This is a genomic window from Amycolatopsis azurea DSM 43854, assembly GCF_001995215.1.
Classification (GTDB): domain Bacteria; phylum Actinomycetota; class Actinomycetes; order Mycobacteriales; family Pseudonocardiaceae; genus Amycolatopsis; species Amycolatopsis azurea.
Genome location: NZ_MUXN01000025.1, coordinates 286387 through 310152, shown reverse-complemented (window position 1 = coordinate 310152; position 23766 = coordinate 286387). Strand labels below are relative to the sequence as shown.

Genomic DNA, 23766 nt, shown 5'->3' with positions numbered 1-23766 from the left:
CTTGAGACGAGTCTTTTCACAACGCAGGCTCCGCAGACGGTCACTGGCCGCGCTGGCGGTCGGCGCCGTCGTCACCTCCGGGCTTCCCCTGGCCATCGCACCGGTGACCGCCGAAGCCGCGACGAACGTCCCGGTCAACGTCCTGGTCTTCCACGGCACCGCCGCGGACCAGAAGGACCCCGTCTTGCGCGCCACGGACGCGATCGCAAGCCTGGGTCAGGCGAACGGGATCACCGTGTCGTCCTCTTCGGACCCCGCGGTGTTCACCGGCGCCAACCTCGCGAAGTACCGCGGCGTCGTCTTCCTTTCCGCGCAGGGCATCACGCTCAACCGCGACCAGGAAACCTCGCTGCAGAACTACATGAAGGCGGGCGGCGGTTTCCTCGGACTGTCGGACGCCGCACGCGCCCAGGACGGTTCGCAGTGGTTCTCCGGCCTGATCGGCGCACGTCCGGTGGGGGCGCGTCCCACCCCGGAAGCGGTCGCCTCGATCACCGCGAGCGCGGAGAACGCGCCCAACGAGGGCAAGGACAAGCTGGCCGACAACAACGAGAACACCAAGTGGCTGGCCTTCACGAACACCGCCTGGATCGCCTACAAGCTGGCCGCGCCGGTCGCGGTCAGCAGCTACGCGCTCGTCTCGGCGAACGACTTCGCCGGGCGTGACCCCAAGAGCTGGACCCTGCAGGGTTCCAACGACGGGACCACGTGGACCGATCTGGACACCCGCACCAACGAGGTGTTCGCGGACCGGTTCCAGAGCCGGACCTTCACCTTCACCAACACCACGGCCTACGCGAACTACCGGCTGAACATCACCGCCAACGCCGGTGAGTCCGCCACCCAGCTGGCCGACTTCAAGCTGTTCAAGGACCAGTCGAACACCCCGCCGCCGCCGGAGAACGCTCCGGCCGAGGCCACGGTCGACGTCCTCGACAAGGCGAACCCCACCACCGCGGGGCTGCCGCAGAAGTGGGTCCGCACCGACCGGTGGCTCAACTGGGAGGTCAACCCGGTCGGCACGGTCCACACCGTCGCGCAGGTCGAGGAATCGACCTACAAGCCGGGAGTCGGCGCGAACGGCGCGTTCCACCCGATCTCGTGGTGCCGCGACTACGACGGCGGCCGTTCCTTCTACTCCGGGATGGGCCGGACCGAGGCGAGCTACGGCGAAGCCCAGTTCCGTGGCCACATCCTCGGTGCGCTGAAGTGGACCACCGGCATGGTGCGCGGTGACTGCAAGGCGGGCATCGCGGCCAACTACAAGGTCGAACGCCTGTCCGGGATCAACCAGGCGGGCCAGCTGGACCAGATGGGCGAGCCGCACGGGCTCACCATCGCGCCGAACGGCCGGGTCTTCTACATCGGCCGCGCGGCCTGCGCCGGCAACGTGGTGCCCTCGCCGAACGACTGGAGCAACCCCGAGATCGGCGCCGGCTGCGGCACGATCCACCAGTGGGACCCGGTCACCAAGAAGCCGAAGCTGCTCACCACGCTGAAGGTGATGGGCAACCGCGGCAGCGGCGACGAACTGGTCAAGAACGAGGAAGGCCTCCTCGGGCTCGTGCTGGACCCGAAGTTCAGCGAGAACGGCTACATGTACGCCTACTGGATGCCGCACGCGTCGGTCGACCGCGACAAGCAGACCGGCAAGCGCACGGTCTCGCGGTTCACCTACGACCTGACCAAGCAGACGCTGGACCAGGCGACCCGCAAGGACCTGCTGTCGTGGGACGTCCAGGTCCACAGCTGCTGCCACGCCGGCGGCGGGATGGACTTCGACAAGGACGGGAACCTCTACATCGGTTCCGGCGACAGCAACTCGTCGCAGGGCTCCAACGGGTACTCCGGCAACAACTGGACCCAGGACTACAAGGGCGTCTCGTTCCAGGACGCGCGCCGCACCGCCGGTAACACCAACGACCTCAACGGCAAGATCCTGCGGATCCACCCCGAGGCCGACGGTACCTACACCAACCCGGCGGGCAACCTGTTCCCCGAGGCCAACGACCCCGGTGACAAGACCAGGCCCGAGATCTACGTGATGGGCGTGCGGAACATCTCGCGTCTGCAAGTCGACAAGAAGACCAACTGGCTGACCGCCGCGTGGGTCGGCCCGGACGCGTCCTCGCCGAGCCCGGAGCTCGGCCCGGCCAAGTACGAGACCGCCACGATCATCACCGAGGCGGGCAACCAGGGCTGGCCGTACTGCATGGGCAACAAGCAGCCGTACCGCGACCGCAGCAGCACCGACGCCGCTGTGCTCACCGGCTGGTACGACTGCGACAACCCGGTCAACACCTCGCCGCGCAACACCGGCCTGGTGAACCTGCCGCCGATCAAGAAGAACATGATCTGGTACTCGCCGGACGGCGGCGGGCCGGTGTTCCCCAACCGTCCCAACAGCTCCGTCCCGTCGTACAACGCGGCCGAGGCCACCTACACGCAGCCCTACCTCAAGGGTGGCGGCCAGGCGGTCATGACCGGGCCGACGTACCACCGCGAACTGGTCAACGCCAACAGCGGGGTGGCGTGGCCTTCGTACTGGAACGACAAGTGGTTCATCGGTGACCAGAGCAACGGGCAGAACCGGATCGCGGTCACCGTCGACCCGGCGGGCGTCGCGAAGCAGGATCCGCCGGTGTTCGCCGAGACCGTGCGGCAGATCATCCCGACCGGTGGTGGCGACACCAAGCTGAACCAGTGGATGGACGCCAAGTTCGGGCCGGACGGCGCGCTGTACGTGCTCGACTACGGCGGCGGCTTCTTCACCGTGAACAACAACCAGAAGCTGCTGAAGATCAGCTACACCGGCGGCGAGGCCACCCCGGCCGCGGCGGCGGTGTCGACGATGGTGCAGAACAAGCCGCTCACCGCGGCCTTCACCGGGTCGAAGTCCGGCGGCGTCTCCTACAAGTGGGAGTTCGGCGACGGCACGATCTCGACCCAGGCCGATCCGAAGCACACCTACCCGCGCACCGGGCTGTACACCGCCAAGCTGACCGTGACCTACGCGGACGGCGAGACGGTGACCACGCGGAACTCGATCAGTGTCGGGTGTCTCGTGGCGGATTCCGGTGCCACGGTGACCATCGGCGACACGGACACCGGGGTGACCAACCGGAACGCGGGTGGCGGCTGCACGGTCGACGACATGATCGACGACGAGAGCACGTGGACCTCCCACGCCGGTTTCGTCAACCACGTCACCCAGGCCGTGGACCGGCTGGGCGACCTCGGCGTGCTGAACGCGTCCGAGTCGGACAAGATCAACGCCGCGGCCGCCGCGTCGCCCATCGGCACCAAGGGCGTCACCGGCTACGACGCGATCTACGACGGCACGGCGGAGTCGTTCCGCAACTGGTCGCAGGCGCCGTCCGGGCAGTTCGCCATCCAGCCGGACGGGTCACTGCGACCGTCGGGCGGGCTCGGCATGCTGTGGTACTCGGCGCGGCAGTTCGGCAACTTCTCGGTGAAGCTGCAGTTCAAGGACATCGCGCCGACGGGCAGCGCCAACAGCGGTGTGTTCGTCCGCTTCCCGGATCCGCGCACTCCGCTGGAGCAGCGTCCGCCGGGCAGCTGCGGCACTGTCGGGTCGGCGAAGACGTCGCAGGCCTGGGTCGCGATCTACTGCGGGCACGAGGTCCAGCTGTACGACGGGGCCACCGGTGAACCGCAGAAGACCGGGTCGATCTACAACTTCGACCCGCGGCCGCTGGACCAGGCGGGCGTGAAGCCGAAGGGGACCTGGAACGAGTACGAGGTCAAGGTCGTCGGGCAGAAGTACACGATCAGCCGCAACGGCGTCGTGATCAACGAGTTCGAGAACGCGCCGGGCATCCAGTCCTCGCGCGCGGGCGACCCGTCGACCGACTTCCGGCAGTTCGTCAGCGGGTTCATCGGTCTGCAGAACCACGGTGACAACGACCTGATGGAGTTCCGCAACATCCGGGTGCGGCAGCTGTAGCGCGAAAGCCGGCCGGGCGCGTGGATTCCGCGCGCCCGGCCGGTCTCCCTGTACGGAAGGTTTCCCTGCGATGTCCCCAAGAACCCTCGTCGTGGCCTTGCTGGCCGCGGCGCTCGCGCTGGCAGGCCTGGTGCTACCGGCCTCGTCCGCACCCGCCTCCGCCGCCCCTGTCCAGACCTTGGAATGGACCGCCGGCGACAGCACCGACCACTACCTCAGCGCGCCGACCACCGCGGTGGCGGGCGAGACCAAGATCCTGTTCAAGAACACCGAAGCCCTCGGCTCGACGATGTCGCACACGCTGACGTTCGACACCGAGACCCCGGGCTACAACCACGACGTAACCCTCAACATCGTCGCCAACCCCTACGACGAGCAGAACGGCGAGCACGAAGCGACCGTGACGCTGACCCCGGGCAAGTACCGGTTCCACTGCACAATCCAGGGGCACACCAAAATGGTCGGCGAGTTCGTCGTCACCGACGGCGGCGGCTCCGACACCACCCCGCCGACCGTGACCGCGAACGTGACGGGAACCAAGGACACCGCCGGGAACTACGTCGGTTCCGCGACGGTGAACCTGGCGGCCACCGACAGCCAATCCGGGGTGGACAAGGTTGAGTACCAGCTCGACGGCGGCGCCTGGACCGCGTACACGGCGCCCGTGGCGGTCAACGCCGTCGGCTCGCACATGGTGCACTACAAGGCGACGGACAAGGCCGGAAACGTTTCGCCGGAAGGGATGTCGTCGTTCAGCGTCGTCACCGGCCAGCCCGGTGACACCACGCCGCCGACGGTGACCGCCGAAGTGACGGGCACCAAGGACGGTTCGGGTAACTACCTCGACACCGCCACCGTGAAGCTCACCGCCACCGACGCCGGCTCCGGGGTCGACAAGGTCGAGTACAAAGTGGACGAAGGCGCGTGGACCACGTACACCGCTCCGGTCGCGGTCACCGCGCCGGGGATGCACATGGTCTCCTACCGTGCCTCCGACAAGGCGGGCAACGTCTCGCCCGAAGGCATGGCGCACTTCACGATCGTCAGCGGTGACACCACCGCGCCGACCGTGACGTCCGAGGTGACCGGCACCAAGGACACCGCCGGGAACTACGTCGGCAAGGCGACCGTGACCCTGACCGCCACCGACGCCGGTTCGGGTGTCGGCAAGGTCGAGTACAAATTGGACGGTGGCCCGTGGCTGACGTACTCGGCGCCGCTCGCGCTGACCGTCGTCGGCGCGCACACGGTGAACTACAAGGCGACCGACAAGGCGGGCAACGTCTCGGCGGAAGGCACGGCGACCTTCACCATCGTCGAGGGCGACGACAGCACCGCGCCGGTCGTCTCCGTGGTGGTGAGCGGTGATCTGGACGGAAGCTGGTCGTACATCGAGGACGCGACCATCAACCTGACCGCGACGGACACCGGGTCCGGCGTGGACAAGATCGAGTACAAACTGGACGGTGGTGCCTGGACGGTGTACACCGCGCCGGTCAAGGTGACCGCGCTCGGCACGCACACGCTGACCTACCGCGCGTCGGACAAGGCGGGCAACGTCTCGGCGGAACAGAGCGGCGCGTTCACCATCGTCGCCGCGCCGCCCGGCCCGGACGCCTGCCCGGACTCCGACGTCCGGGACACCGTGTTCGTCGGCTCGGCGGACAGCCAGGTCGAGAACCGCGACACCGGCAACGGCTGCACGATCAACGACGTGATCGACGACGAGTCGGACTACTCGTCGAACGACCAGTTCGTGACCTACGTGCGGGCCGTGACCCAGGAACTGCTCGACAACGAGGTCATCTCGTCCGATGAGCGGAACCTGATCGTCACGGCGGCGATCGACTCGGGCATCGGCGGCCCGGCGGTCGAGCCGGAGCCGCAGAAGAAGCCGGAGACGAAGAACCCCGGCATGAAGAAGACCGTGAAGACGCCCATCCGGGACGTCTGAGCGAGGTCCCTACGCGCGTGAAGGCCCCCTTCCCTCGGCTCAGCCGAGGGAAGGGGGCCTTCACGCGCATACGGCCTTGGGCTACGCCAGGGAAACGCGACACCGCACTCGCGTGCTGGAGAACGGGACTCGCGTGCTTGGGGACGTGACTCGCGTGCTCAAAGACGGAACACGCGAGTGCGGCATCCAGGCACGTGAGTTCCGTCTCCAAGCACGCGAATCGCGTTCTTGAGCACGCGAGTCACGTCTTCGGTTACCTTTCTCGCGCCGCACTCGTCATGTCCATGACGGATCGGCGCGAGAAAGGTACCGACATGACCGGCGAAGCCCTGGCCAGCGCTTTCGAGGAACAGCGCGGGCGTCTGGTGGCGGTGGCCCACCGGATGCTCGGTTCGCGAGCGGACGCCGAGGACGCCGTCCAGGAGGCCTGGCTGCGGCTGGCCCGCCAGGACGCCGACTCGATCGACAACCTGTCCGGCTGGCTGACCACCGTCGTCGGCCGGGTCTGCATCGACGTCCTGCGCTCCCGCAAGACCCGGCCCGAAGAGTCCTACGACGAGCCGCCCGAGCTGCTGATCCTCGAGGACTCGCCGGAAGAGGACGCGGTACTCGCCGAATCGGTCGGGCTCGCGCTGCTCGTGGTGCTCGACGCCCTCGGCCCGGCCGAACGGCTCGCCTTCGTGCTGCACGACCTGTTCGCGGTCCCGTTCGCCGAAGTCGGCGAGATCCTCGGCAAATCCGCCGACGCGGCCAAGATGCTCGCCAGCCGCGCCCGCCGGAAGGTGCAGGGACGGCGTCCGGTCGAGGAACCCCGGCAGCGCGCCGTGGTCGACGCTTTCCTCACCGCCGCGCGCGGAGGCGACTTCGACGGGTTGATCGAACTGCTCGACCCGGACGTGACCTGGCGTTCCCAGACCCGGCACGGCGAGATCGTGCGGCTGGGCGCGGCCGAAGTGGCCACTCGGGTCCAGCGTGGCGCCCGTGCCGTGGCGGCCGTGCGCCCCGCCCTGGTCGGCGACAAGCCCGGCGTGGTGACCTGGGACAAGCGCGGCAGGCTGGGTGGCGTGATGGCGTGCACCGTCGTCGACGGCCGCATCGTCGCGATCGACTCCGTGAGTGACCCGCGTCTCCTCGCGGCCATGGGTGTTACCTCTCTCGAGGCCCCCTCGTCCAAGTAAGTGAACACAGACGAGAAGGAGAGAATCCCATGCAGGCACGACTCGAAATCTTCAAGACCGCTCTCGCGCCGAAGCTGGTGAAGCACCTCGTCTCGGCGGGCAGGGTTCTCGAAAGCACCGAACTTCCCGCCACGACAAGGGAATTGGTGAACATCCGGGCCAGCCAGATCAACGGCTGCTCGGGCTGCCTCGACATGCACACGAAAGACGCCGCGGCGGCGGGGGAGACCTCGACCCGGTTGAATCTGGTCGCGGCATGGCGTGAGGCGACGGTCTTCACCGAGGCCGAGCGCGCCGCGCTGGAACTCACCGAACAGGGCTGCCGTATCGCCGACAGCGCCGGTGTCACCGACGAGGCCTGGGAAGCGGCCGCCAAGCACTACGACGACGAGCAGCTTTTGGCGCTGGTGACCCAGATCGCGCTCATCAACGCCTTCAACCGGCTGAACGTCATCACCCGGCAGCCCGCCGGCGACTACAAGGCCGGCCAGTTCGCTGCGCTCTGAAAGCCTGGAAGCGCGTGAAGGCCCCCTTCCCTCGGCTCAGCAGAGGGAAGGGGGCCTTCACGCGGGATAAACTCAGGTGCGGTGTTTTGAGCGTCCGAGGATGGTGCGACGACGGGAGTGGCCGTTGGTGCGTTCCTCGTGCAGTTCCTTCAGCGACAGCATCATCGCGTCTTCCTGCTTCATCAGCGGGTCGTTGCGCAGGTCCTTCCAGACCGATACGCACAACCCGACCATCACGAACACGAACGGCACCGCGATCAGGATCGTGAGATTCTGCAAGCCTGTCAGCGCCTTGTCCCCGCCGACGAGCAGCATCACCGCCGCGACGGCGCCCATCAGGACGCCCCAGAAGATGACCACGCTCTTGCCGGGATGCACGCTTCCGCGCTGCGACAGGGTGCCCATCACCACCGACGCCGCGTCCGCACCGGAGACGAAGAAGATGGACACCAGGAGCATCACCAGGATCGCGATCGGGACGAACCACGGCAGGGTTTCCAGGAGTTTGAACGTCGCCGATTCCGCGCTGCCCGCGCCCGCGATGTCCGTCCCGGCCCGTTGCCTGCTGATCGCCGCGCCGCCGAAGATCGCGAACCAGATCAGGCTCACGACACTCGGGATCGCGATGACACCGAAGATGAACTGACGGATGGTGCGGCCGCGCGAGATCCGCGCGATGAACATGCCGACGAAGGGCGTCCACGAGATCCACCACGCCCAGTAGAAGACCGTCCAGCCGCCGAGCCAGGTCTGCATCTCGTCGCCGCCGGTCATCCCGGTGCGGCCGGACATCTCCGCCAGTTCGCGGAAGTAGTCGCCGATCGCGCCCGGCACGATGTTGAGGATCAGCACGGTCGGCCCGACCACCAGCACGAACACCGCGAGCACCGCGGCGAGCACCATGTTGATGTTGGAGAGCCACTGGATCCCCTTGGCCACACCGGACACCGCCGACGCGATGAACGCGATGGTGAGGATCGCGATGATCGCGACCAGCAGGCCGCGGCCGGGGCTGTCGATCCAGCCGACGGCGCCCATGCCGCCACCGACCTGGAGCGCGCCGAGGCCGAGAGAAGCGGCCGAACCGAACAGCGTGGCGAAGATGGCCATGATGTCGATCGCCTTGCCCAGCGGGCCTTCGGTGCGCCGCTTGCCGATCAGCGGCGCGAACACCGAACTGATCAGCTGGCTGCGGCCCTTCCGGAAGGTGCTGTAGGCGATCGCGAGGCCGACGACGGCGTAGATCGCCCACGGGTGCACGGTCCAGTGGAACAACGTCGTCGCCATCGCGGTGTGGACGGCTTCGTCGGAATTCGGTGCCGCGGTGCCCGGGGGCGGGCTCGCGAGGTGGGAGACCGGTTCGTACACGCCGAAGAACATCAGGCCGATGCCCATGCCGGCGCTGAACATCATCGCGATCCACGACGACGTCCGGAATTCGGGCAGTTCCTTGTCCCCGCCCAGCGGGATCCGGCCGTAGCGGCTGATCGCGAGGCAGACCGCGAACAGTACGAAACCGCTCGCGGTGAGCACGAAAGCCCAACCGCCGTAAGGGATCACGGCGTCGTTCAGCAGAGTCGACGCGACATTCGCGAGACTGTCCGGGGAAATCACGCCCCAGACGATGATCGCGAGCGCGAGCCCCGCGGCGACGCCGAAAACGGTCCGGTCGGTCTCGGCGGGTCGGTCGGCGGCGAGGTCGAGGGGGACGTGCTCATCGGGCGGGTGGCCCGGACCTGTCGTGTCCGGTGCGTTGGCGAGGTCTGTCGCGGTCCCCGCGACCACTTCTTCTTCCGCTGGCTTGCCATCCTGCGAACTCATGTTTCAGCCGCGCCGATGAACGGCGCGATCTCCTTCCGCCCGAGTTAACCCGTTTGCACCACTGCACCCTAACCAGAAAACTGGTAACCGGCAGAAAATGCGGGTGGAAAGGTTTAAACCGGTGATTCCGGGTTTGACCTGGGCGGACGTGGACCTCGTCGCCGGTCCCGGCGGCGAACGTGTCGCTCGTGACACCGGTGGGTTCAGACGGCGGCGCCACCCCTCCAGAACGGACGGCCGAGCGGGTCGCCGCCGGACGAGGTCGGGCGGCCTTGCCGCACGTGGTTGCGCTCCAGAAGGTAGGTGACGAGGGCGATCAGGGCGAGGGTGACGATGATTGCGGTCATGGCAGTAAGTTTGCGCCGCTCGACATCCTGCCAGAAGTGGCAGTTCTGTCGTTGTGCATCAAAATCCTGCCAGCTATGCTTCGGGCATGCTGAAAAGCGTCGCTGTAGTGCTGTTGGACGACTTCGCCCCCTTCGAGTTCGGCGTCGTCTGCGAGGTGTTCGGCTACGACCGGACCGATGACGGAGTTCCGCTGCTCGACTTCCGCGTGTGCGGGGAGCGGGCGGGAGCGCCGCTCAGCCTCGGGCACGGCGTCAAGGTGACCCCGGAACACGGCCTCGAAGCCACTGAGGACGCGGACCTCGTCGTCGTCCCCGCCTGCGACGTGCGCGACGAATATCCGCCGGCGGTGCTCGAAGCCCTCCGTGCCGCTTCGGCGCGAGGCGCCACTCTGCTTTCGGTCTGCACCGGCGGGTTCGTGCTGGGTGCCGCGGGCCTGCTCGACGGGCGGCGGTGCACGAACCACTGGCGGCAAAGCGACCGGTTCCGGAAGCGGTTCCCGGATGCCCTGCTGGACCCGGACGTCCTGTTCGTCGACGACGGCGACATCATCACCAGCGCCGGAACGGCCGCCGGCATCGACGCCTGCCTGCACCTCATCCGGCGCGAACTCGGGTCCGCCGCGGCCACCGCCATCGCCCGGCGCATGGTGGTGCCGCCGCAACGGGAGGGCGGGCAGCGTCAGTTCGTCGAGGTGCCGATCCCGGAGTGCACCGGGGACAGCCTCCAGCCGGTGCTCACCTGGATGCTCGACACCATCGCGGACGAGCATCCCGTCGCCGACCTCGCCCGCCGTGCGCGGATGTCCGAGCGCACGTTCGCCCGCAAGTTCGTCGCCGAGACCGGCACCACGCCGCATCGCTGGCTGTCCACGCAGCGCGTACTGCACGCGAGGTCCCTGCTGGAGGAGACGACGATGGGCATCGACGAGGTCGCGCGCCGCTGCGGCTTCGGCTCGGGAGCCTTGCTGCGTCACCACTTCCACAAGGTGGTCGGAGTCGCCCCGCAGGACTACCGCCGGACCTTCGCTCCTTCGCGGGTCTAGTCCACAAAGGATCGTTTGTCAGAGGCTGAACACAGTGACGTATTCCGCGTCCCGCACGACGTAACCGAACCGGGCGCGGAGTTCCCGGACGACCGCGCGCATGTGCTCGGCGCCGTAGACCACGGCGACCGTCCCCGGCTCGTGCCGCCGCTGTTCGTGGAGCCCGGCCAGGGCGTCCACGAGAAGCTTGTCGCGGCTGCCGCCGATCAGGTCGTCGAATTCGGGCATCACTTCGGTCGATTCGGCGCGGAAGTCGTCCTCGTCGTCGACGGTCAGGAACCGCGCCAGCATCCCGCGTGTCCCGAAGCCGCGCAGGAACACGCCCAGCGTCGGCGCCAGGAGCGACATCATCAGCCTGTCCCCGAGCGGGACACGGCGCCAGCCCTCGGAGAACCCCGGGCCGTCGAGATCCGGGCGGATGGTCGGCGCGGTGAACGAGTCGGCCTTGAGGTCCTGCACCACCAGCCCGAGGCGTTTGTTCCGCGCCGCGAGCCGGTAGCTCGACGTCAGCCGGGACACCGATTTCGCGTCGCCGACGCCCTCGGCCACGATCACGTCGCATGCGTCGGCCTGCCGCCGCACGGTGTCGAAGTAGGCCTGCGTACCGATGTGCACCATGGGAAACAGCCGGAAGCTGAGCGCCGATCCCTTGGCGCGCAAGGTCAACACCACGGCGCGGACGCCCAGTTCGTTCGAGACGATGATTTCCATGGCGCTCTCCTCCCCGTTCTGGGGAGAACGCGCGGCGGGGCCGGAAGGTTGCCGCGGCTCAGGCGGGACGTCGTCCGACGGCCTCGAAGATGTCGTGGGTGAGCACGGCGGCACCCTCGGTGAACCCGTTGATGAGGATCTTCCGGCCGTCGGTGAGCTTGACGAGGCAGCCGACGTCGCCGCCGAGCGCCTTGGCGAGGATGTTCTTCCTGGTGTGGTCGATGGCGACCTCGACCGCGGTCCACGGCACGACGGTGGTGGACTTCCGCCAGGTGTGCACGAATCCTTGCTCGTACAGGGTGAAGGCCTCGCCGCGTCTGCCGACGGCCTGCCAGCATCCCCAGGCGCCCACCAGCGCCAGCCCCAGCCCGCAGCCGATGACGAGGCCGATGAACGTCTCCCCGCCGGAGACCCCGGCCTTGTCGTTCAGCACGAACAGGAAGGCCCCGGCGATACTGATCGGCGCGCCGATCAGTATCGCGACCACGCCCCGGAGCGCGCGGCTGCGCGTGTTCGTCTCGAAGCGTTCGACGTAGGCGCCCAGTTCGGTCACGGGCGGGACGCTAGCCGTGCGCGAAGGGGACCGGTCCCTAGTCCTTCGACTTCTTGTTGAACAGGCCGAGGGACTGGGCGAAGGTCGCCGCGCCGACCAGGAAGACGAGCGGCAGTGTCTTGGCCCAGAAGGCGCCCACGTCGAGCGAGATGAGCAACGCGAGAAGCCCGCCCGTCAGTGCGACCAAGATGAGCATTCCCAGCGCGACGCGGGGTTTCGAGACCATGTGTCCTCCAAAGTGACTTCGGAAGAGCAAGCATGGCGACGGCCGCGCCGTCGAAAGAGGTCATTTTTGCCCAGTTTGCGCTCCTGGAGGAACAGGGCATACGATCAGGGCAGTCGTACAGGACGAACGCCCTAGGAGGCGACGGTGGCAGGTTCTCCGGCCGCGGAACGTGGTCAGGTCGCGCGGCGGCGGTTGCTCGAAGCCGCGGTCGCGTTGGTGCCCGAACTCGGCTGGTCCGCGGTCAGTACCCGGATCCTGGCCGAACGCGCGGGGGTCACGCCGAGCGTCGTGCACTATCACTTTCCTTCGTTGCAGGCCTTGATGATCGAGGCCGTGCTGGGGGCGATGCGCGAGGTCGCCGGTGCTTTCGAGCCGGCGCTGGAAACCGTCGAGACACCGGCGGAGGCGGTGGACGCGCTGCTGGCGTCGGTCGGCGAGTACTCCGGCACCGATCCGATGTCGTTGCTGTTCGCCGAGGCCTACCTGGCCGCGACCCGCGACGACACCTTGCGCCAGGGCATCCGCGAGTTGCTCGCCGATCTGCGTGCCAGGTTCGGCGCTTGGCTGTCGCGGCGCGGAGTGGCCGACGCCGAAGGTACGGCCGCGGTCCTTTTCGCCACGGTGGACGGGCTTCTGCTGCATCGCGCGCTCGAACCGGAGTCCGGTCGCGAGGTGCCCTCGGCGGTCCTGCGCAGGCTGGTCGGCTGAACCGAAGGGAGGAACCTCATGAAGGTGGCGATCTGCGGTGCCGGGATCACCGGCTTGGCGCTGGCGCACCGGCTGGCGGCGCTGGACGTCGAGGTCGTGGTGCTGGAACGGGCGGCGGGGCCGCGGGACCAGGGATACATGATCGATTTCTTCGGCCCCGGGTTCGACGCGATCGAGGAGATGGGCCTGCTGCCGCGGGTCGAAGACGTCGCGTACCAGGTGGACGAGGCGAGCTTGCTGGACGACCGCGGTCGACGACGGGCGGCGATCGACTACGTCCAGTTCGGGAAGTCGTTGCGGGGCAGGCTGTGCAGCATCATGCGGCCCGACCTGGAACGGGTGCTGCGCACGGATCTACCGTCCACAGTGGACGTCCGGTTCGGCGCCGGGGTCACCGGCGTCGAAGATCTCGGCGACCGGGTGCGGATCACCTTGGTGGACGGTGCGGTGGTCGAGGCCGATCTGCTGGTCGGAGCCGACGGGATCCATTCGACCGTGCGGCGGCTGGTTTTCGGTGAAGAGGAAAGGTTCCTGCGTTACCTCGGGTTCCATACGGCGGCGTTCGTCTTCGAGGACGAGGAGATCCGCACGCGGGTGGGGGAGCGGTTCTGCCTGACCGACACCGTCCGGATGCAGATGGGTTTCTACGGTCTCCGCGACGGCAAGCTCGCCGCGTTCGCCGTGCACCGCGCGACGGACCCGGCCCTGCCGGACGACGCACGCGCGGCCCTGCGCGCGACTTACGGTTCGCTCGGCTGGGCGGTGCCCGAAGCGCTCGATCTCTGCCCGCCACCCGGCGAGGTCTACTACGACCAGGTCGCGCAGATCGAGATGCCTTCCTGGAGCCATGGCCGGGTCGTCCTGGTCGGCGACTCCTGCTACGCCGTCTCACTGCTCGCCGGCCAGGGCGCCTCACTCGGGATCGCGGGCGCTTTCGTGCTCGCCGAACAACTCACCCGAGCGCCCTCGATCGAAGCCGCGTTCGCCGAGTACGAAAAGCTGGTTCGCCCGGTGGTGACCGAGAAGCAGCAGGTCGCCCGCCGGGGTGCGCGATGGTTCCTGCCCGCGAACCGGCTCCTGCTCCAGGCACGCCGGGTCTTCCTCCGCGTGGCGCGGCTTCCTGGACTTGAACGTACGCTCGCGGCCGCCGTCACGGGCAAGTCGACGGCGCTGGTGACGAATCTGCGGCACGGGGCCTCGTGGGGGTCGTGAGTGTTTTGGGTCGTTCTAACGACACTTTTCACTCACGACCCACCTGGCCGACAGTCACCTAAACCTTGAAACACAAAGTGCCCCACTGGAAACCGGCCCCGATCGCCGAAGCGACGAACACGTCGCCCGGTCGCACCAAGCCTTCCGAGAAACCCTTGTGCAGCACCGTGAAAACCCCCGCCGAACCGGTGTTCCCGAGCCTGTCGACGGTGATCGGCGCACGGTCACGCGGCACGCCGAGTTTGTCCATCGCCGCCCGCACGATGTTCAGATTCGCTTGGTGGAGAAAGAAATGACTCACCTCGTCCACGGTCAGCCCGGCCTGGGCGGTGGCGTTCAGGACGCTGTCCGGCAGGCATCGGGTCGCGGTGTCCCAGACGGTCCGGCCGTTCATCTTGAGGTAGTGCCGCCGGTCCGCGAACGTCGTCGCCCCGGTGGGCCGGCGTGAGCCGCCGGCCGGGATCTCGACGTCGTAGGACAACTCGGCGCCGAAGTCCCAGCCGAGAAGGCCTGCGCCCGGTGCCGTCGCCCGGGTGAGGACGACGGCACCCGCGGCGTCGCCGAAGAAGACCCGGGTGGTGCGGTCCTCCGGGTCGGTCACGCGGGACGCGCAGTCGGCCGCGATCACCAGGACCCGTTCCGCCGCACCGGTTTCCACCAGTAAGGAACCGAGGAACAACGCCTGGACGCCGTTCGCGCAGGCGGCCTGCGTGATGTCGAAGGTGAGCGCCCGGAAGGCGCCGAGCGCCTCCTTGACGATCAGCGCCGTCGACGGCAAAGGCTGGTCGTAGGTGTAGGTCGCGACGATGATCGCGTCGACGTCTCTGGCGGTGCAACCCGCCGACGTGAGTGCGGGCAGGGCGGCGGCCACGCACATGTCCGAAGTGGCGAGATCCGGTGCCAGCCAACGACGTTCCCGGATCCCGGTGCGGTGGACGATCCACTCGTCGGAGGTGTCGAGCGTTTCGGCGAGCCGCCGGTTGGTGACGACGTCCGGGGGCAGGTGGACGCCGGTGCCGGCGATCCGGACGGGCAGCGGGGTCACGTGACCGTGCTCCGCTCCGGGCCGAGCTGCCGGTCGAGGTCGGTGTAGAACCGGCCGGACGAGCACGACAGGCCGAGCAGGACGCGTCGCGCGGCCTCGCCGCACAGCGCGCCACCGAGCGCGACCCCGGAGGCCAGTTGCGGCCAGCTGCTCAGGGTGCGGCCGAGTTCGCCGAAGGAGGCGGCCAGTTCCGGGCTGATCCGGTCGGCGTCGACCATGGCCAGGATCAGGTCGACCTTCTCCTGATGGTCTAGGTCGACGACGTCCACGGACTTGATGTCGCCGAGCAGGCCGTGCAGCAGCGGCCGGTCCGGCTCGAGGTCGAAGCGTTCGACGTCGAGCATGCCGCGGTCGTTGCAGTCCATGACGACCGGGACACGCAGGTCACGCGCGTATTCGCGGGCCGCGACCTTGACCCACGGGGTGTCGCACTCCTCGATCAGGAGGTCGATCGCGCCCTGCCCGCCGGTGAAGAACTCCTCGATGTTGTCCTCGGTCAGACCGCCGCGGTGGATCTCGATGTCGAGGTACGGGTCGATCTCGAACATCTGCCGTGCGGACAGGACCGCTTTGTTGACCCCGAGTTCGTGCACGCCGGCGCGCAGCCGATTGAGGTTCGACAGGCTGAAGTCGTCGAAGTCCGCCAGCTTGAAGGCACCGCCGATGCCTTCGAGTGCGAGGGTGAGCGCCGCGCTGTTGCCGACCGAAAGACCGACGATCCCGATCCGCTTGCCGAGCAGGCGGCGTTGTTCCGGCCGGTCGATCTTGCCGCGGTTGCGATCCGTGCGCACGAGCCGGAACTCGTCGCGCGGCAGGACGTGCACGAGCCGCCGCGACCACGGGTACCAGACCCAGGTGCCGTACTCCCAGTGCGCCAGCCCGGCGAGCTGTTCCTGTTTCCCGGCCTCGATTTCGGCCTCGTCCCGGCATGACGGGTCGCGGCTGCGGACCAGTTCGGTCAGCTGCTCGTCGATGGTGTCGTGCACCTCGCGGACATCGCCGTAGGCCAGCAACGCCGTCAGGGCTTGGAAGTCCGTCGCGTCACGGGCCGCGAGCAGGGTCGGCCGCCACAGGTCGCGGTCGGGACCGGGGACAGTGGTGAGCGCGGAAGGCGCGGCCCTTCCCGACGACATCCCGAGGGTGCGCGAAGCCGGTGTGGCAGCGGCGATCCGGGGGAACTCGTCTCGCATCCGGGTGACGAGATCGTGGTGCCGCCCGGCGCCGTCGGCGACGCGGTGGAACATGATCACGACGTCTTCGGTGTATTGCTCGACATAGCGACGGGTGCCTGGCACGGCGCTGAAACCGAACTGCTCGTGGAACCGGTCCTGACCGTCCTTCGTCCCCGAGGTGCCGATCATGGCGTGCGCGCCGAGATGGTGCGCGGCGCCGATCGCGAGCGCGTTGAGGTACTGCCCGAGCCCGAGTTTCCGGGACCGGTGCTCGACGACGAGCCTGCTGTGCTCGAAGACCCGGCCGGGCTCGACGCCTTGTGCGGCAAGCAATTCCTCGTACCGTCCGGTGCCGAGATAGGTCCGCGACTGGAAGTTGTCGCCGGTCGCCGGGGTGGAGAGCCGGATGTAGCCCAGCGGCGGGCCGTCCGGATGCTGCCGCGCGATGAAATGCCAGGCCCCGAAGTCGAGGTCCTGGTCGTCGGCGTGCGAACCGTCCGCCCGGCGGAAGGCCGGACGGCGGCCGCGGTCGAACAGGATCCGTGCGCGGAGTTCGCGGACGGAGTCGAGCAGGCAGGTGTCCGCTCCGTGGAACGCGGTCACGTTCCACGGATGGTTGAGATCCGTCAAGTGATGCCTTTTCTGGGGAATGTGCCGGAATTCGGCGCGATAATCGTGGGGAGAGTCCGGAAACTCGACGGAAATCGAACTGCACCGGACGGAACGGACTGTAGCAGTGTGACAACCGAGCGTCAGCGGATGTGCGCGGTGGCAAGGGGTCCGCACGGGCGGGTGCGGCAATCGTTTACCGCCACGGTGATCGACAATCCGTCACGGTGCGGGCAATCAGATCTGATGAAGACAGCCGGAATTCCTACCCGATGGTGTAAGGGGCTGTTTCGCAGTGAGCACGGACCGTTCCAAGATCTGTGGCGGAGGTCACAGCCACATGATCACCAGGTGGGATGCGCGGAGACGCCGCCGTCCACGGTCAGGTTGTGTCCCGTGATCCACGACGCGAGCGGCGAGGCGAGGAATAGGCAGGCGTTCGCGATGTCTTCCGGGGTGCCGAGCCTGCCCAGCGGCGCGGCCTGTTCCCAGCGGCGGACGCCGTCCGGCCAGGCGTCGCCGAGTCCGGCACGGTCGATGAGACCGGGAGAGACAGCGTTCACGCGCAGGCCTCGTGGGCCGTATTCGAGCGCGGCGGCGCGGGCGTGCATGACCAGGGCGGCCTTCGCGCTGCTGTAGTGCGCGTGCCCCGGCGCGGGCCGGTCCGCCTCGATCGAGGCGATGTGGACGACGCTGCCGCCGTCCATCACCTCGGCCGCGGCCTGAGTGCACGAGAACGCGGTGGTGAGGTTCGCGTCGAGGACGGCGCGCCAGCTTTCCGCCGACATCCCGGGCAGCGGCTCGACCGGCTGCACGCCCGCGTTGTTGACCAGGGTGTCCAGCCGTCCGGTCCAGGCCGCGGCGGCGGCCACGAGCCGACGGCATTCGCCGTCGTCGGTGAGGTCGGCGGCGAACGAGGCGGCCGTGCCCCCGGCCGCCTCGACACGTTCGACGACGGCGAGCGCGGAGGCCTCGTCACGGTGGTAGTGCACGGCGACGGCGCTGCCCGCTTCGGCGAAGCGCAGGGCGATGCCCCTGCCGATGCCGCCGCTGGCCCCGGTGACGAGGGTGGTCGTGCCGGTCAGGTCGAGCATCACGGTCCTCTCAGGCGAGACGGCGGCGGATCCACCAGAAGCAGAATCCCGCGAGACCGAGGGCGAGCACCAGATACAACGCGCTTTCGAGCCATTGGAACGGCCAGAATCGCGTCGGCGGATGGTAGACTAGATGCTGCCGGTAGCCGAGCCGGGTGATTTCGGCCAGGCACAGATCCATCGGATCGGCCTCGGCGGTCCGGCCGCCGGGCGGCACCGACGGCGAGCACGGACCGGTGGACGTCGGCATGGTGACGTCCTCGACGACCTTGCCGGAAGCGTCGACGGTCTCGCCCGACAGCAGCCAGCCGCCCGGATCCGGTGCCTTGGCTTCGAAATGCATCACGCCGGTGTTCGGGTTCCGGCCGATTCCGTCCACAGTGGACGGAGAAAGCGCGACGGTCGCGTCGATCGCGGGCAGCAGATGCGGCCGGACCACGATCGGCACGGCGACCTGGAGCACCGCGAACGCGGCCAGCGTGACGGCCATCGCGGGCAGGCTCCGGCGTACCAGCATCCCGATGGTCACGCCGAGCGCGAAGGCGAACGCCGAGTACGCGACGGGGACGACGCCGCGAGCGTCGAACACCATCGCCGAAAGCCGCGGGAAGTCCTTGACGGCCGCCTGTTCGAAGGTCCTCGCCCACCAGGTCACCGCCAGGCTGCCCAAGCCGCCGGCGAGCATCGCGGCCACCCCGGTGATCCCGAGCTTGACCGCGAGCCACTTCGTCCTGGTGACGCTCTGGTTCCAGATCAGCCGGTGGGTCCCGGTCTCGAGTTCGCGGGTGAACAGCGGCGCGCCCCAGAAGAGGCCGATGAGCGCGGGCAGCAGGAGTACGAGCGCGGTGACGGCCAGGAAGGTGTTCTGGTGATCGTTGAGGAACCGCTCGACGAAGGCGTCGCAGGCGGAGACGTCGCCCGCGCAGGTGGCGATCCCGGTGGTGTACTCGCCGGAGATGGCGGGGCCGGTGACGGCCAGGACGAGCGCGAGCACGGCCAGCGCGCCGAACACGGTCGCGGCCGGAAGCCGGAATTGCCGCCAGGTCAGCCAGATCATCTCCGCACCTCCAGGATCCGCCGGTGGTTCGTGGCGGTTTTGGTCAGATAGGCCAGGACGAGGTCTTCGAGGCTCAGCTTGCTCACCGTCCAGACCGGATCGTGGATCGGTTCCCCGGTGCGGACGACGAAGGTGCTTTGGACGTCCGTATGGCTTTCCGAGACGACTTGCTGGTTCGCCGGGAGCCTGGCGGCGTCGCGGCGCGGGCCGGTCAGCCGGTGGTGTTCGGCGAGCAGGGTCTCCACCTCGCCGGACACCCGCACCCGGGAGTCGATGAGCACGATCAGGAAGTCGCAGGCGCGTTCCAGATCCGAGACCAGATGGGACGACAGGACCACGTTCAGTTCCTGTTCGACGGTGGCTTCGAGCAGGCCCTGCAGGAATTCCCGGCGTGCCAGGGGATCGAGCGCGGCGACGGGTTCGTCGAGGATCAGCAGTTCCGGTCGTTTCGCCACGCCGAGGGTGAGGGCGAGCTGGGCGCGCTGGCCGCCGGAGAGCTTGCCCGCCTTGCGCGCGGGATCGAGGCCGAGGCGGGCGACGCGGTCCCTGGCCAGCGCGTCGTCCCAGCCGGGGTTGAGATGGGCGCCGAGGCGCAGATGGTCCGCGACGGAAAGTCCGGCGTAGGTCGGGGTGTCCTGTGCGACGAAGCCGACCTTGGCGAGCTGCCCCGGACTGCCCCCGGGACGGCCGCCCAGCACGGTGATCCGGCCGGTGGTCGGCGGCAGCTGCCCGGCGGCCATGTTCAGCAGCGTGGTCTTGCCCGCTCCGTTGGGGCCCACCAGCCCCACCACGTGCCCGGCCGGGATGTCCAGCGTGCACTCGGAAAGCGCCCAGGTCTTGCCGTATCTCTTGCCGAGACCCTCGGTCTGCAGGACGGCGGTCATGCTATTTCCTCTCCAGCGGCGGTCCGAAAGGTCGTCATGAACAGCGCCTCGATGCTCTCGTCGTCGAGCCCGGCCTTGCGGGCCTTGCCCAGCCAGCGCCGCAGTTCCATCCGCAGGGGACCGTGCGCGGCGAGGGATTCGTCGGTGAGCGTCGCCGTCACGAAAGTGCCGACGCCGGGCCTCGCGCCGACGAGGCCTTCGTGTTCGAGCTCGCGATAGGCCTTGAGCACGGTGTTGGGGTTGATCGCCAGCCGGGCCACCACTTCCTTGACCGTCGGCAGCTGGTCGCCCTCGTTGAGCAGGCCCAGCCGCAGCGCCTGCCGCACCTGGCGGACGAGCTGCAGGTACGGCGACAGGCCGGAGTGGTCCTCCAGGTGGAACTCGATCATGGTAACTCCATTTATCTAGTTACCTAGTACTATAGGTACATGGATGAGCGGCCTGTCAAGACGGCGGGATCGCGTTTAGCGGGCTAAACGCGCTTTCGCAGCGCGAAGACGCCCGCGACGACCAGGAAGACCAGGCCCGCTAGGACGTAGCAGTTCCCCAGCCACTGCTGGGCGGTCGTCCACGTCTGACCTGGCCGGTCGAAGGCGGGGAAGTACCGGAACGGCGCCGCGACGAAGACCGTGGCGACGACGCCGGTGACGGCCAGCCAGGCCACCGCCCGGGGGCGATCCCGGCGATGGAGCACCACGCAGGCGGCGGTGGTGAACAGCGCCGGGGCGATCCACACCCAGTGATGCGACCACGACGTCGGCGAGATGAGCAGGGCGAACGTCGCGTTCAGCAGCAGCGCGGGGACCGCGGCCGAGCGGTACATGGTCAGCGCGACCAGCACCAGCAACACGCCGGTGAGGACGAGCCACCACGGCTTGGCGGACTCGGCGCCGAGGCGCGCGAGCACCGCCTGCAAGGTCTGGTTGGTGTGGAACGAGGTGCCGCTGATCCCCGACGCGCCGGCGAGCCCGCCGAACCAGTAGCGGGCGGAGGCCTCCGGGGCGACCGCGAACGCGACGGCCGAGGCGGCCACGAACGTGCCCATCGCGGTCAGCGCGCCGCGAAAGTCCTTGCGCACGAGGAAGAACAGCAGGAACGCCATCGGCGTCAGCTTGACGGCCGCGGCGAGTCCGACGCCGATCCCCCGGTAGCGGCCCCGGGCGAGCAGGCAGTCGGCCGCGACGAGGCCCATCAGCAGCAGGTTGATCTGGCCGAAGCCGAGCGTCTGGCGGACCGGTTCGAGGAAGAGCGCCGGGGTGATCGCCAGCGACGCGACGAGCAGCGCCTTCCGCCGATCTTCGGACGGCCACAGCGTGCGGGTGATCGCGTAGAACGTGACCCCCAGCGCCGCCAGGCTGAGGGCGAACAGCAGGAGCACGGAGCCGGTCCACGGCACCAGTGCCAGCGGGGTGAGCACCAGGGCGGCGAACGGCGGGTAGATGAACAGCAGCGGGATGCCCGCGTCGGAAAGGGGCAAGGCGCCGTAGAGGTCGCCGCCGTTCCACAGGGTGTCGACGCCGAAGCGGTAGATCTCCAGGTCGCTGTGGGAATCGCCCGTCGTGACCCAGGCCACGACGCACGCCAGCACCAGGGCGGCGAACGCGCCGGCCGGCCACCAGGTCCGACCGCGCGACGTGACTGGAGACATCGCTCGGTGACCCTTCGGACGTGCGTCGATGATCACGACTGTACCGGGCGGGCGAGTCACGACTTCCGTTGGCAGTCACCGTACGAACATTGGTCTAGACTTTTCATTCCCCAGTGTGGTGAAAGGGACCGGTCCATGCGCGGAACGACGGTGTTGCCCAGGACGCCTTGCCTCAAACCGAAGGCGGGGGAATTGCCACTTCATCGGCTGGAGGTCCGTTCGCCGGACGCCCTGCCGTTCACAGTAGGTACCTTCGACACGATCGGGCCGATGTCGCGGGCGGCTTTTCCGCACCGGCACACTTTCTACGAAATAGTCCATGTCACCGGCGGCAGCGGTGACCACGTCATCGATTTCACGCGCTGGGAATTGGGGCCGCCCCAACTCGCGGTCATAACACCGGGGCAGGTGCATCATTGGGATGCCCGCGATCTCACCGGATTCGTCGTCTTGTTCACCGACGACTTCCTGCTCGAACATCCGGCGGATCGCGAAACCTTGAGACGGCTGAGTCAGAAGCCTTGGCGGCTCGACGAACGCGCGGCCGAGGAGACGGCGCGGCTGGTCGCCGAACTGGACGAGGAATTCCGTTGTGGCGGACAGGGTACCGATTCGGTGCTGCGGGCCCTGATGCACGTGCTGATCGTCCGGGCGGGACGGCTGCCCGGACTGGCGGATCCGCGTCCGCCCGCCAGGGCGCAGGCGGTGGGAACGGAATTCGCGCGGTTGCTCGGCAGGCCCGATCTCGGGCTCTGGTCGGTCGGCGCGCTCGCGGAACGGATCGGCGTCACACCGGGATATCTGACCGACGCGGTGAAAACGGCGACCGGCCGGACGGCGGCACAACTGATGCGAGAAGCCAGGACCCGGGAGGCGAAACGGTTCCTGCTCGGGACCGATCTCACCGTCCGGCAGGTCGCCAGCCGGGTCGGATTCGCGGATCCCGCCTATTTCTGCCGGTTCTTCCGACGGGAAACGGGGTTGAGCCCCGGTGATTATCGCCGGACCGGAGACGCGCCCCCGGAGATTCACCACGACTGACCAAGGCAGTCCATCGTCCGGAGCTGATCTTCTCCATACCGTCGAGGGTGATTCCCGAAGCCCCACGAGGAGCAGGTCATGGACGAAGATAACAAGCTCAGCCGAAAGACTGTGCTGAAGGCCGCGCTCGCCGCGGGTGTCGTCGCCCCGGTCGCGCTGGTCGGTGGCCCCGCTCTCGCGCGCACCACCGTCGCGAGCGGCAAGACGCCCGAGCTGACCCCGGAATGTCACGACGGAGACGCCCCGACCATCGCGCAGACCGAAGGTCCTTACTTCAAGCCGAACTCTCCGGAGCGGACGTCGCTCGTCACCCCGGGCACGCAGGGCACGAGGCTCACCGTCTCCGGCTTCGTCTTCGGTCTCGCGTGCCAGCCGATCGCGCGGGCGCTGCTGGACTTCTGGCAGGCCGACGTCAACGGCAACTACGACAACTCGGGATACACCTTCCGCGGTCACCAGTACACCGATGACCAGGGCAGGTTCTCGCTGAGCACGATCGTGCCCGGCCTGTACCCCGGCCGCACGCGGCACATCCACGTCAAGGTCCAGGCGCCCGGCAGGCCGATCCTGACCACGCAGCTCTACTTCCCCAACGAGCCGCGCAACAACACCGACACGATCTTCGACCCGCGGCTGCTGATGGAGGTGCGCGACGTGGGCACGGCCAAGGAGGCCGCGTTCGACTTCGTGCTCAACGTGCGGCAGACGCCGACGTCGACGTCGCGGCCGACCAGCTCGAACCCGACCACCTCCAATCCGCCCACTTCGACCTCCAACCCGCCTGGCGGGACGACCTGGGCGGCGGGAACCGGCTATTCCGCGGGCGCCCGGGTCACCTACAGCGGCCGCGGTTACGTGTGCTTGCAGGCGCACACGGCCCAGCCTGGCTGGGAGCCGCCGAACACGCCCGCGTTGTGGCGCGCGGAGTGACGAGCAGCCGCTGCGGAGGGAGATAAACGCGGGTGGATTCCCGCCGCCGACCCACACTCC

General features: G+C 68.3%; 21 protein-coding genes. 9 read left to right on the top strand and 12 right to left on the bottom strand.

The genetic code is table 11. The features are described 5' to 3' along the window. Position 1: 1 nt before the first annotated feature. The 4 genes from B0293_RS33790 to B0293_RS33775 all read left to right on the top strand — a co-directional run bounded on the left by B0293_RS33790 (position 2) and on the right by B0293_RS33775 (position 7605). Entirely contained in the window at positions 2-3967 is a 3966-nt protein-coding gene (locus tag B0293_RS33790; protein WP_005157805.1) for a ThuA domain-containing protein, read from the top strand. A gap of 70 nt (positions 3968-4037) precedes the next feature. Further along, a complete protein-coding gene (locus B0293_RS33785) occupies positions 4038-5921 on the top strand; it encodes an OmpL47-type beta-barrel domain-containing protein (protein ID WP_005157807.1) in 1884 nt (627 codons plus the stop codon). Between the two features lie 314 nt (positions 5922-6235). After that, positions 6236-7099, top strand: coding sequence for a sigma-70 family RNA polymerase sigma factor (locus B0293_RS33780; RefSeq protein ID WP_005157809.1), 864 nt, complete (start codon positions 6236-6238; stop codon positions 7097-7099). A 29-nt stretch (positions 7100-7128) separates the two neighbouring features. Further along, positions 7129-7605, top strand: coding sequence for a carboxymuconolactone decarboxylase family protein (locus tag B0293_RS33775; protein ID WP_005157811.1), 477 nt, complete (start codon positions 7129-7131; stop codon positions 7603-7605). A gap of 72 nt (positions 7606-7677) precedes the next feature. Here B0293_RS33775 and B0293_RS33770 read toward each other — a convergent pair whose 3' ends face one another. Beyond that, entirely contained in the window at positions 7678-9426 is a 1749-nt protein-coding gene (locus B0293_RS33770; RefSeq protein ID WP_039918087.1) for a BCCT family transporter, read from the bottom strand. A gap of 203 nt (positions 9427-9629) precedes the next feature. Next, on the bottom strand, positions 9630-9773 hold the full coding sequence (locus tag B0293_RS43815) for a hypothetical protein (RefSeq protein WP_005157814.1): 144 nt from the start codon (positions 9771-9773) through the stop codon (positions 9630-9632). 86 nt (positions 9774-9859) lie between these two features. Between B0293_RS43815 and B0293_RS33765 the strand changes: the two genes are divergently transcribed. Then, positions 9860-10816: a GlxA family transcriptional regulator gene (locus B0293_RS33765; RefSeq protein WP_039918089.1), complete on the top strand. Its 957-nt coding sequence runs from the start codon at positions 9860-9862 to the stop codon at positions 10814-10816. A gap of 18 nt (positions 10817-10834) precedes the next feature. Here the strand turns inward: B0293_RS33765 and B0293_RS33760 are convergent, their stop codons facing one another. From B0293_RS33760 to B0293_RS33750, 3 genes are read right to left on the bottom strand one after another with little or no spacing between them, the layout of a single operon-like run. Then, a complete protein-coding gene (locus tag B0293_RS33760) occupies positions 10835-11527 on the bottom strand; it encodes a hypothetical protein (RefSeq protein WP_005157818.1) in 693 nt (230 codons plus the stop codon). Positions 11528-11585: 58 nt separating this feature from the next. Beyond that, positions 11586-12080, bottom strand: a complete 495-nt coding sequence (locus B0293_RS33755; RefSeq protein WP_005157821.1) for a hypothetical protein — start codon at positions 12078-12080, stop codon at positions 11586-11588. Positions 12081-12117: 37 nt separating this feature from the next. Next, positions 12118-12306: a hypothetical protein gene (locus B0293_RS33750; protein WP_005157823.1), complete on the bottom strand. Its 189-nt coding sequence runs from the start codon at positions 12304-12306 to the stop codon at positions 12118-12120. Positions 12307-12450: 144 nt separating this feature from the next. Here B0293_RS33750 and B0293_RS33745 point away from each other — a divergent pair, with 144 nt between their 5' ends. Next, complete coding sequence (locus tag B0293_RS33745) at positions 12451-13014, top strand: TetR/AcrR family transcriptional regulator (RefSeq protein ID WP_005157825.1); 564 nt, start codon at positions 12451-12453, stop codon at positions 13012-13014. 18 nt (positions 13015-13032) lie between these two features. Beyond that, positions 13033-14226, top strand: a complete 1194-nt coding sequence (locus tag B0293_RS33740) for an FAD-dependent monooxygenase (RefSeq protein ID WP_005157826.1) — start codon at positions 13033-13035, stop codon at positions 14224-14226. A 58-nt stretch (positions 14227-14284) separates the two neighbouring features. Here B0293_RS33740 and B0293_RS33735 read toward each other — a convergent pair whose 3' ends face one another. The 7 genes from B0293_RS33735 to B0293_RS33705 all read right to left on the bottom strand — a co-directional run bounded on the left by B0293_RS33735 (position 14285) and on the right by B0293_RS33705 (position 21735). Continuing rightward, positions 14285-15271 carry a 3-oxoacyl-ACP synthase III family protein gene (locus B0293_RS33735; protein WP_005157828.1) on the bottom strand — a complete coding sequence of 329 codons (987 nt, stop codon included), beginning with the start codon at positions 15269-15271 and terminating at the stop codon, positions 14285-14287. Then, the gene (locus tag B0293_RS33730; protein WP_005157830.1) at positions 15268-17073 is read right to left on the bottom strand and encodes a ThiF family adenylyltransferase; all 1806 of its coding nucleotides are present in this window, start codon (positions 17071-17073) and stop codon (positions 15268-15270) included. Before B0293_RS33730 ends, B0293_RS33735 begins: the two co-directional genes overlap by 4 nt. Before the next feature lie 323 nt (positions 17074-17396). Beyond that, positions 17397-18146: an SDR family NAD(P)-dependent oxidoreductase gene (locus tag B0293_RS33725; RefSeq protein ID WP_005157831.1), complete on the bottom strand. Its 750-nt coding sequence runs from the start codon at positions 18144-18146 to the stop codon at positions 17397-17399. Positions 18147-18156: 10 nt separating this feature from the next. Beyond that, positions 18157-19203 carry an ABC-2 transporter permease gene (locus tag B0293_RS33720; protein WP_005157834.1) on the bottom strand — a complete coding sequence of 349 codons (1047 nt, stop codon included), beginning with the start codon at positions 19201-19203 and terminating at the stop codon, positions 18157-18159. Further along, positions 19200-20087 (bottom strand): ABC transporter ATP-binding protein, encoded by an 888-nt coding sequence (locus B0293_RS33715; protein ID WP_005157836.1) that lies wholly within the window; start codon positions 20085-20087, stop codon positions 19200-19202. The genes B0293_RS33720 and B0293_RS33715 overlap by 4 nt, the downstream gene beginning before the upstream one ends. Further along, positions 20084-20476 (bottom strand): GntR family transcriptional regulator, encoded by a 393-nt coding sequence (locus tag B0293_RS33710; protein ID WP_005157837.1) that lies wholly within the window; start codon positions 20474-20476, stop codon positions 20084-20086. Before B0293_RS33710 ends, B0293_RS33715 begins: the two co-directional genes overlap by 4 nt. A gap of 83 nt (positions 20477-20559) precedes the next feature. Continuing rightward, positions 20560-21735 (bottom strand): glycosyltransferase 87 family protein, encoded by a 1176-nt coding sequence (locus B0293_RS33705; RefSeq protein WP_245191949.1) that lies wholly within the window; start codon positions 21733-21735, stop codon positions 20560-20562. A 135-nt stretch (positions 21736-21870) separates the two neighbouring features. On the opposite strand from B0293_RS33705, the gene B0293_RS33700 reads away from it, so the two are divergent. Then, positions 21871-22776, top strand: coding sequence for an AraC family transcriptional regulator (locus B0293_RS33700; protein ID WP_039918096.1), 906 nt, complete (start codon positions 21871-21873; stop codon positions 22774-22776). Positions 22777-22854: 78 nt separating this feature from the next. Next, a complete protein-coding gene (locus B0293_RS33695) occupies positions 22855-23706 on the top strand; it encodes a dioxygenase family protein (protein WP_005157842.1) in 852 nt (283 codons plus the stop codon). The last annotated feature ends 60 nt before the right edge of the window (positions 23707-23766 follow it).

What these genes read in the sequence shown, in the direction of transcription:
- B0293_RS33785 (WP_005157807.1), top strand. Translation starts at nt 4,038, where the DNA reads ATGTCCCCAAGAACCCTCGTCGTGGCCTTGCTGGCCGCGGCGCTCGCG.
- B0293_RS33780 (WP_005157809.1), top strand. Translation starts at nt 6,236, where the DNA reads ATGACCGGCGAAGCCCTGGCCAGCGCTTTCGAGGAACAGCGCGGGCGT.
- B0293_RS33775 (WP_005157811.1), top strand. Translation starts at nt 7,129, where the DNA reads ATGCAGGCACGACTCGAAATCTTCAAGACCGCTCTCGCGCCGAAGCTG.
- B0293_RS33770 (WP_039918087.1), bottom strand. Translation starts at nt 9,426, where the DNA reads ATGAGTTCGCAGGATGGCAAGCCAGCGGAAGAAGAAGTGGTCGCGGGG.
- B0293_RS43815 (WP_005157814.1), bottom strand. Translation starts at nt 9,773, where the DNA reads ATGACCGCAATCATCGTCACCCTCGCCCTGATCGCCCTCGTCACCTAC.
- B0293_RS33765 (WP_039918089.1), top strand. Translation starts at nt 9,860, where the DNA reads ATGCTGAAAAGCGTCGCTGTAGTGCTGTTGGACGACTTCGCCCCCTTC.
- B0293_RS33760 (WP_005157818.1), bottom strand. Translation starts at nt 11,527, where the DNA reads ATGGAAATCATCGTCTCGAACGAACTGGGCGTCCGCGCCGTGGTGTTG.
- B0293_RS33750 (WP_005157823.1), bottom strand. Translation starts at nt 12,306, where the DNA reads ATGGTCTCGAAACCCCGCGTCGCGCTGGGAATGCTCATCTTGGTCGCA.
- B0293_RS33740 (WP_005157826.1), top strand. Translation starts at nt 13,033, where the DNA reads ATGAAGGTGGCGATCTGCGGTGCCGGGATCACCGGCTTGGCGCTGGCG.
- B0293_RS33725 (WP_005157831.1), bottom strand. Translation starts at nt 18,146, where the DNA reads ATGCTCGACCTGACCGGCACGACCACCCTCGTCACCGGGGCCAGCGGC.
- B0293_RS33720 (WP_005157834.1), bottom strand. Translation starts at nt 19,203, where the DNA reads ATGATCTGGCTGACCTGGCGGCAATTCCGGCTTCCGGCCGCGACCGTG.
- B0293_RS33715 (WP_005157836.1), bottom strand. Translation starts at nt 20,087, where the DNA reads ATGACCGCCGTCCTGCAGACCGAGGGTCTCGGCAAGAGATACGGCAAG.
- B0293_RS33710 (WP_005157837.1), bottom strand. Translation starts at nt 20,476, where the DNA reads ATGATCGAGTTCCACCTGGAGGACCACTCCGGCCTGTCGCCGTACCTG.
- B0293_RS33705 (WP_245191949.1), bottom strand. Translation starts at nt 21,735, where the DNA reads ATGTCTCCAGTCACGTCGCGCGGTCGGACCTGGTGGCCGGCCGGCGCG.
- B0293_RS33700 (WP_039918096.1), top strand. Translation starts at nt 21,871, where the DNA reads ATGCGCGGAACGACGGTGTTGCCCAGGACGCCTTGCCTCAAACCGAAG.
- B0293_RS33695 (WP_005157842.1), top strand. Translation starts at nt 22,855, where the DNA reads ATGGACGAAGATAACAAGCTCAGCCGAAAGACTGTGCTGAAGGCCGCG.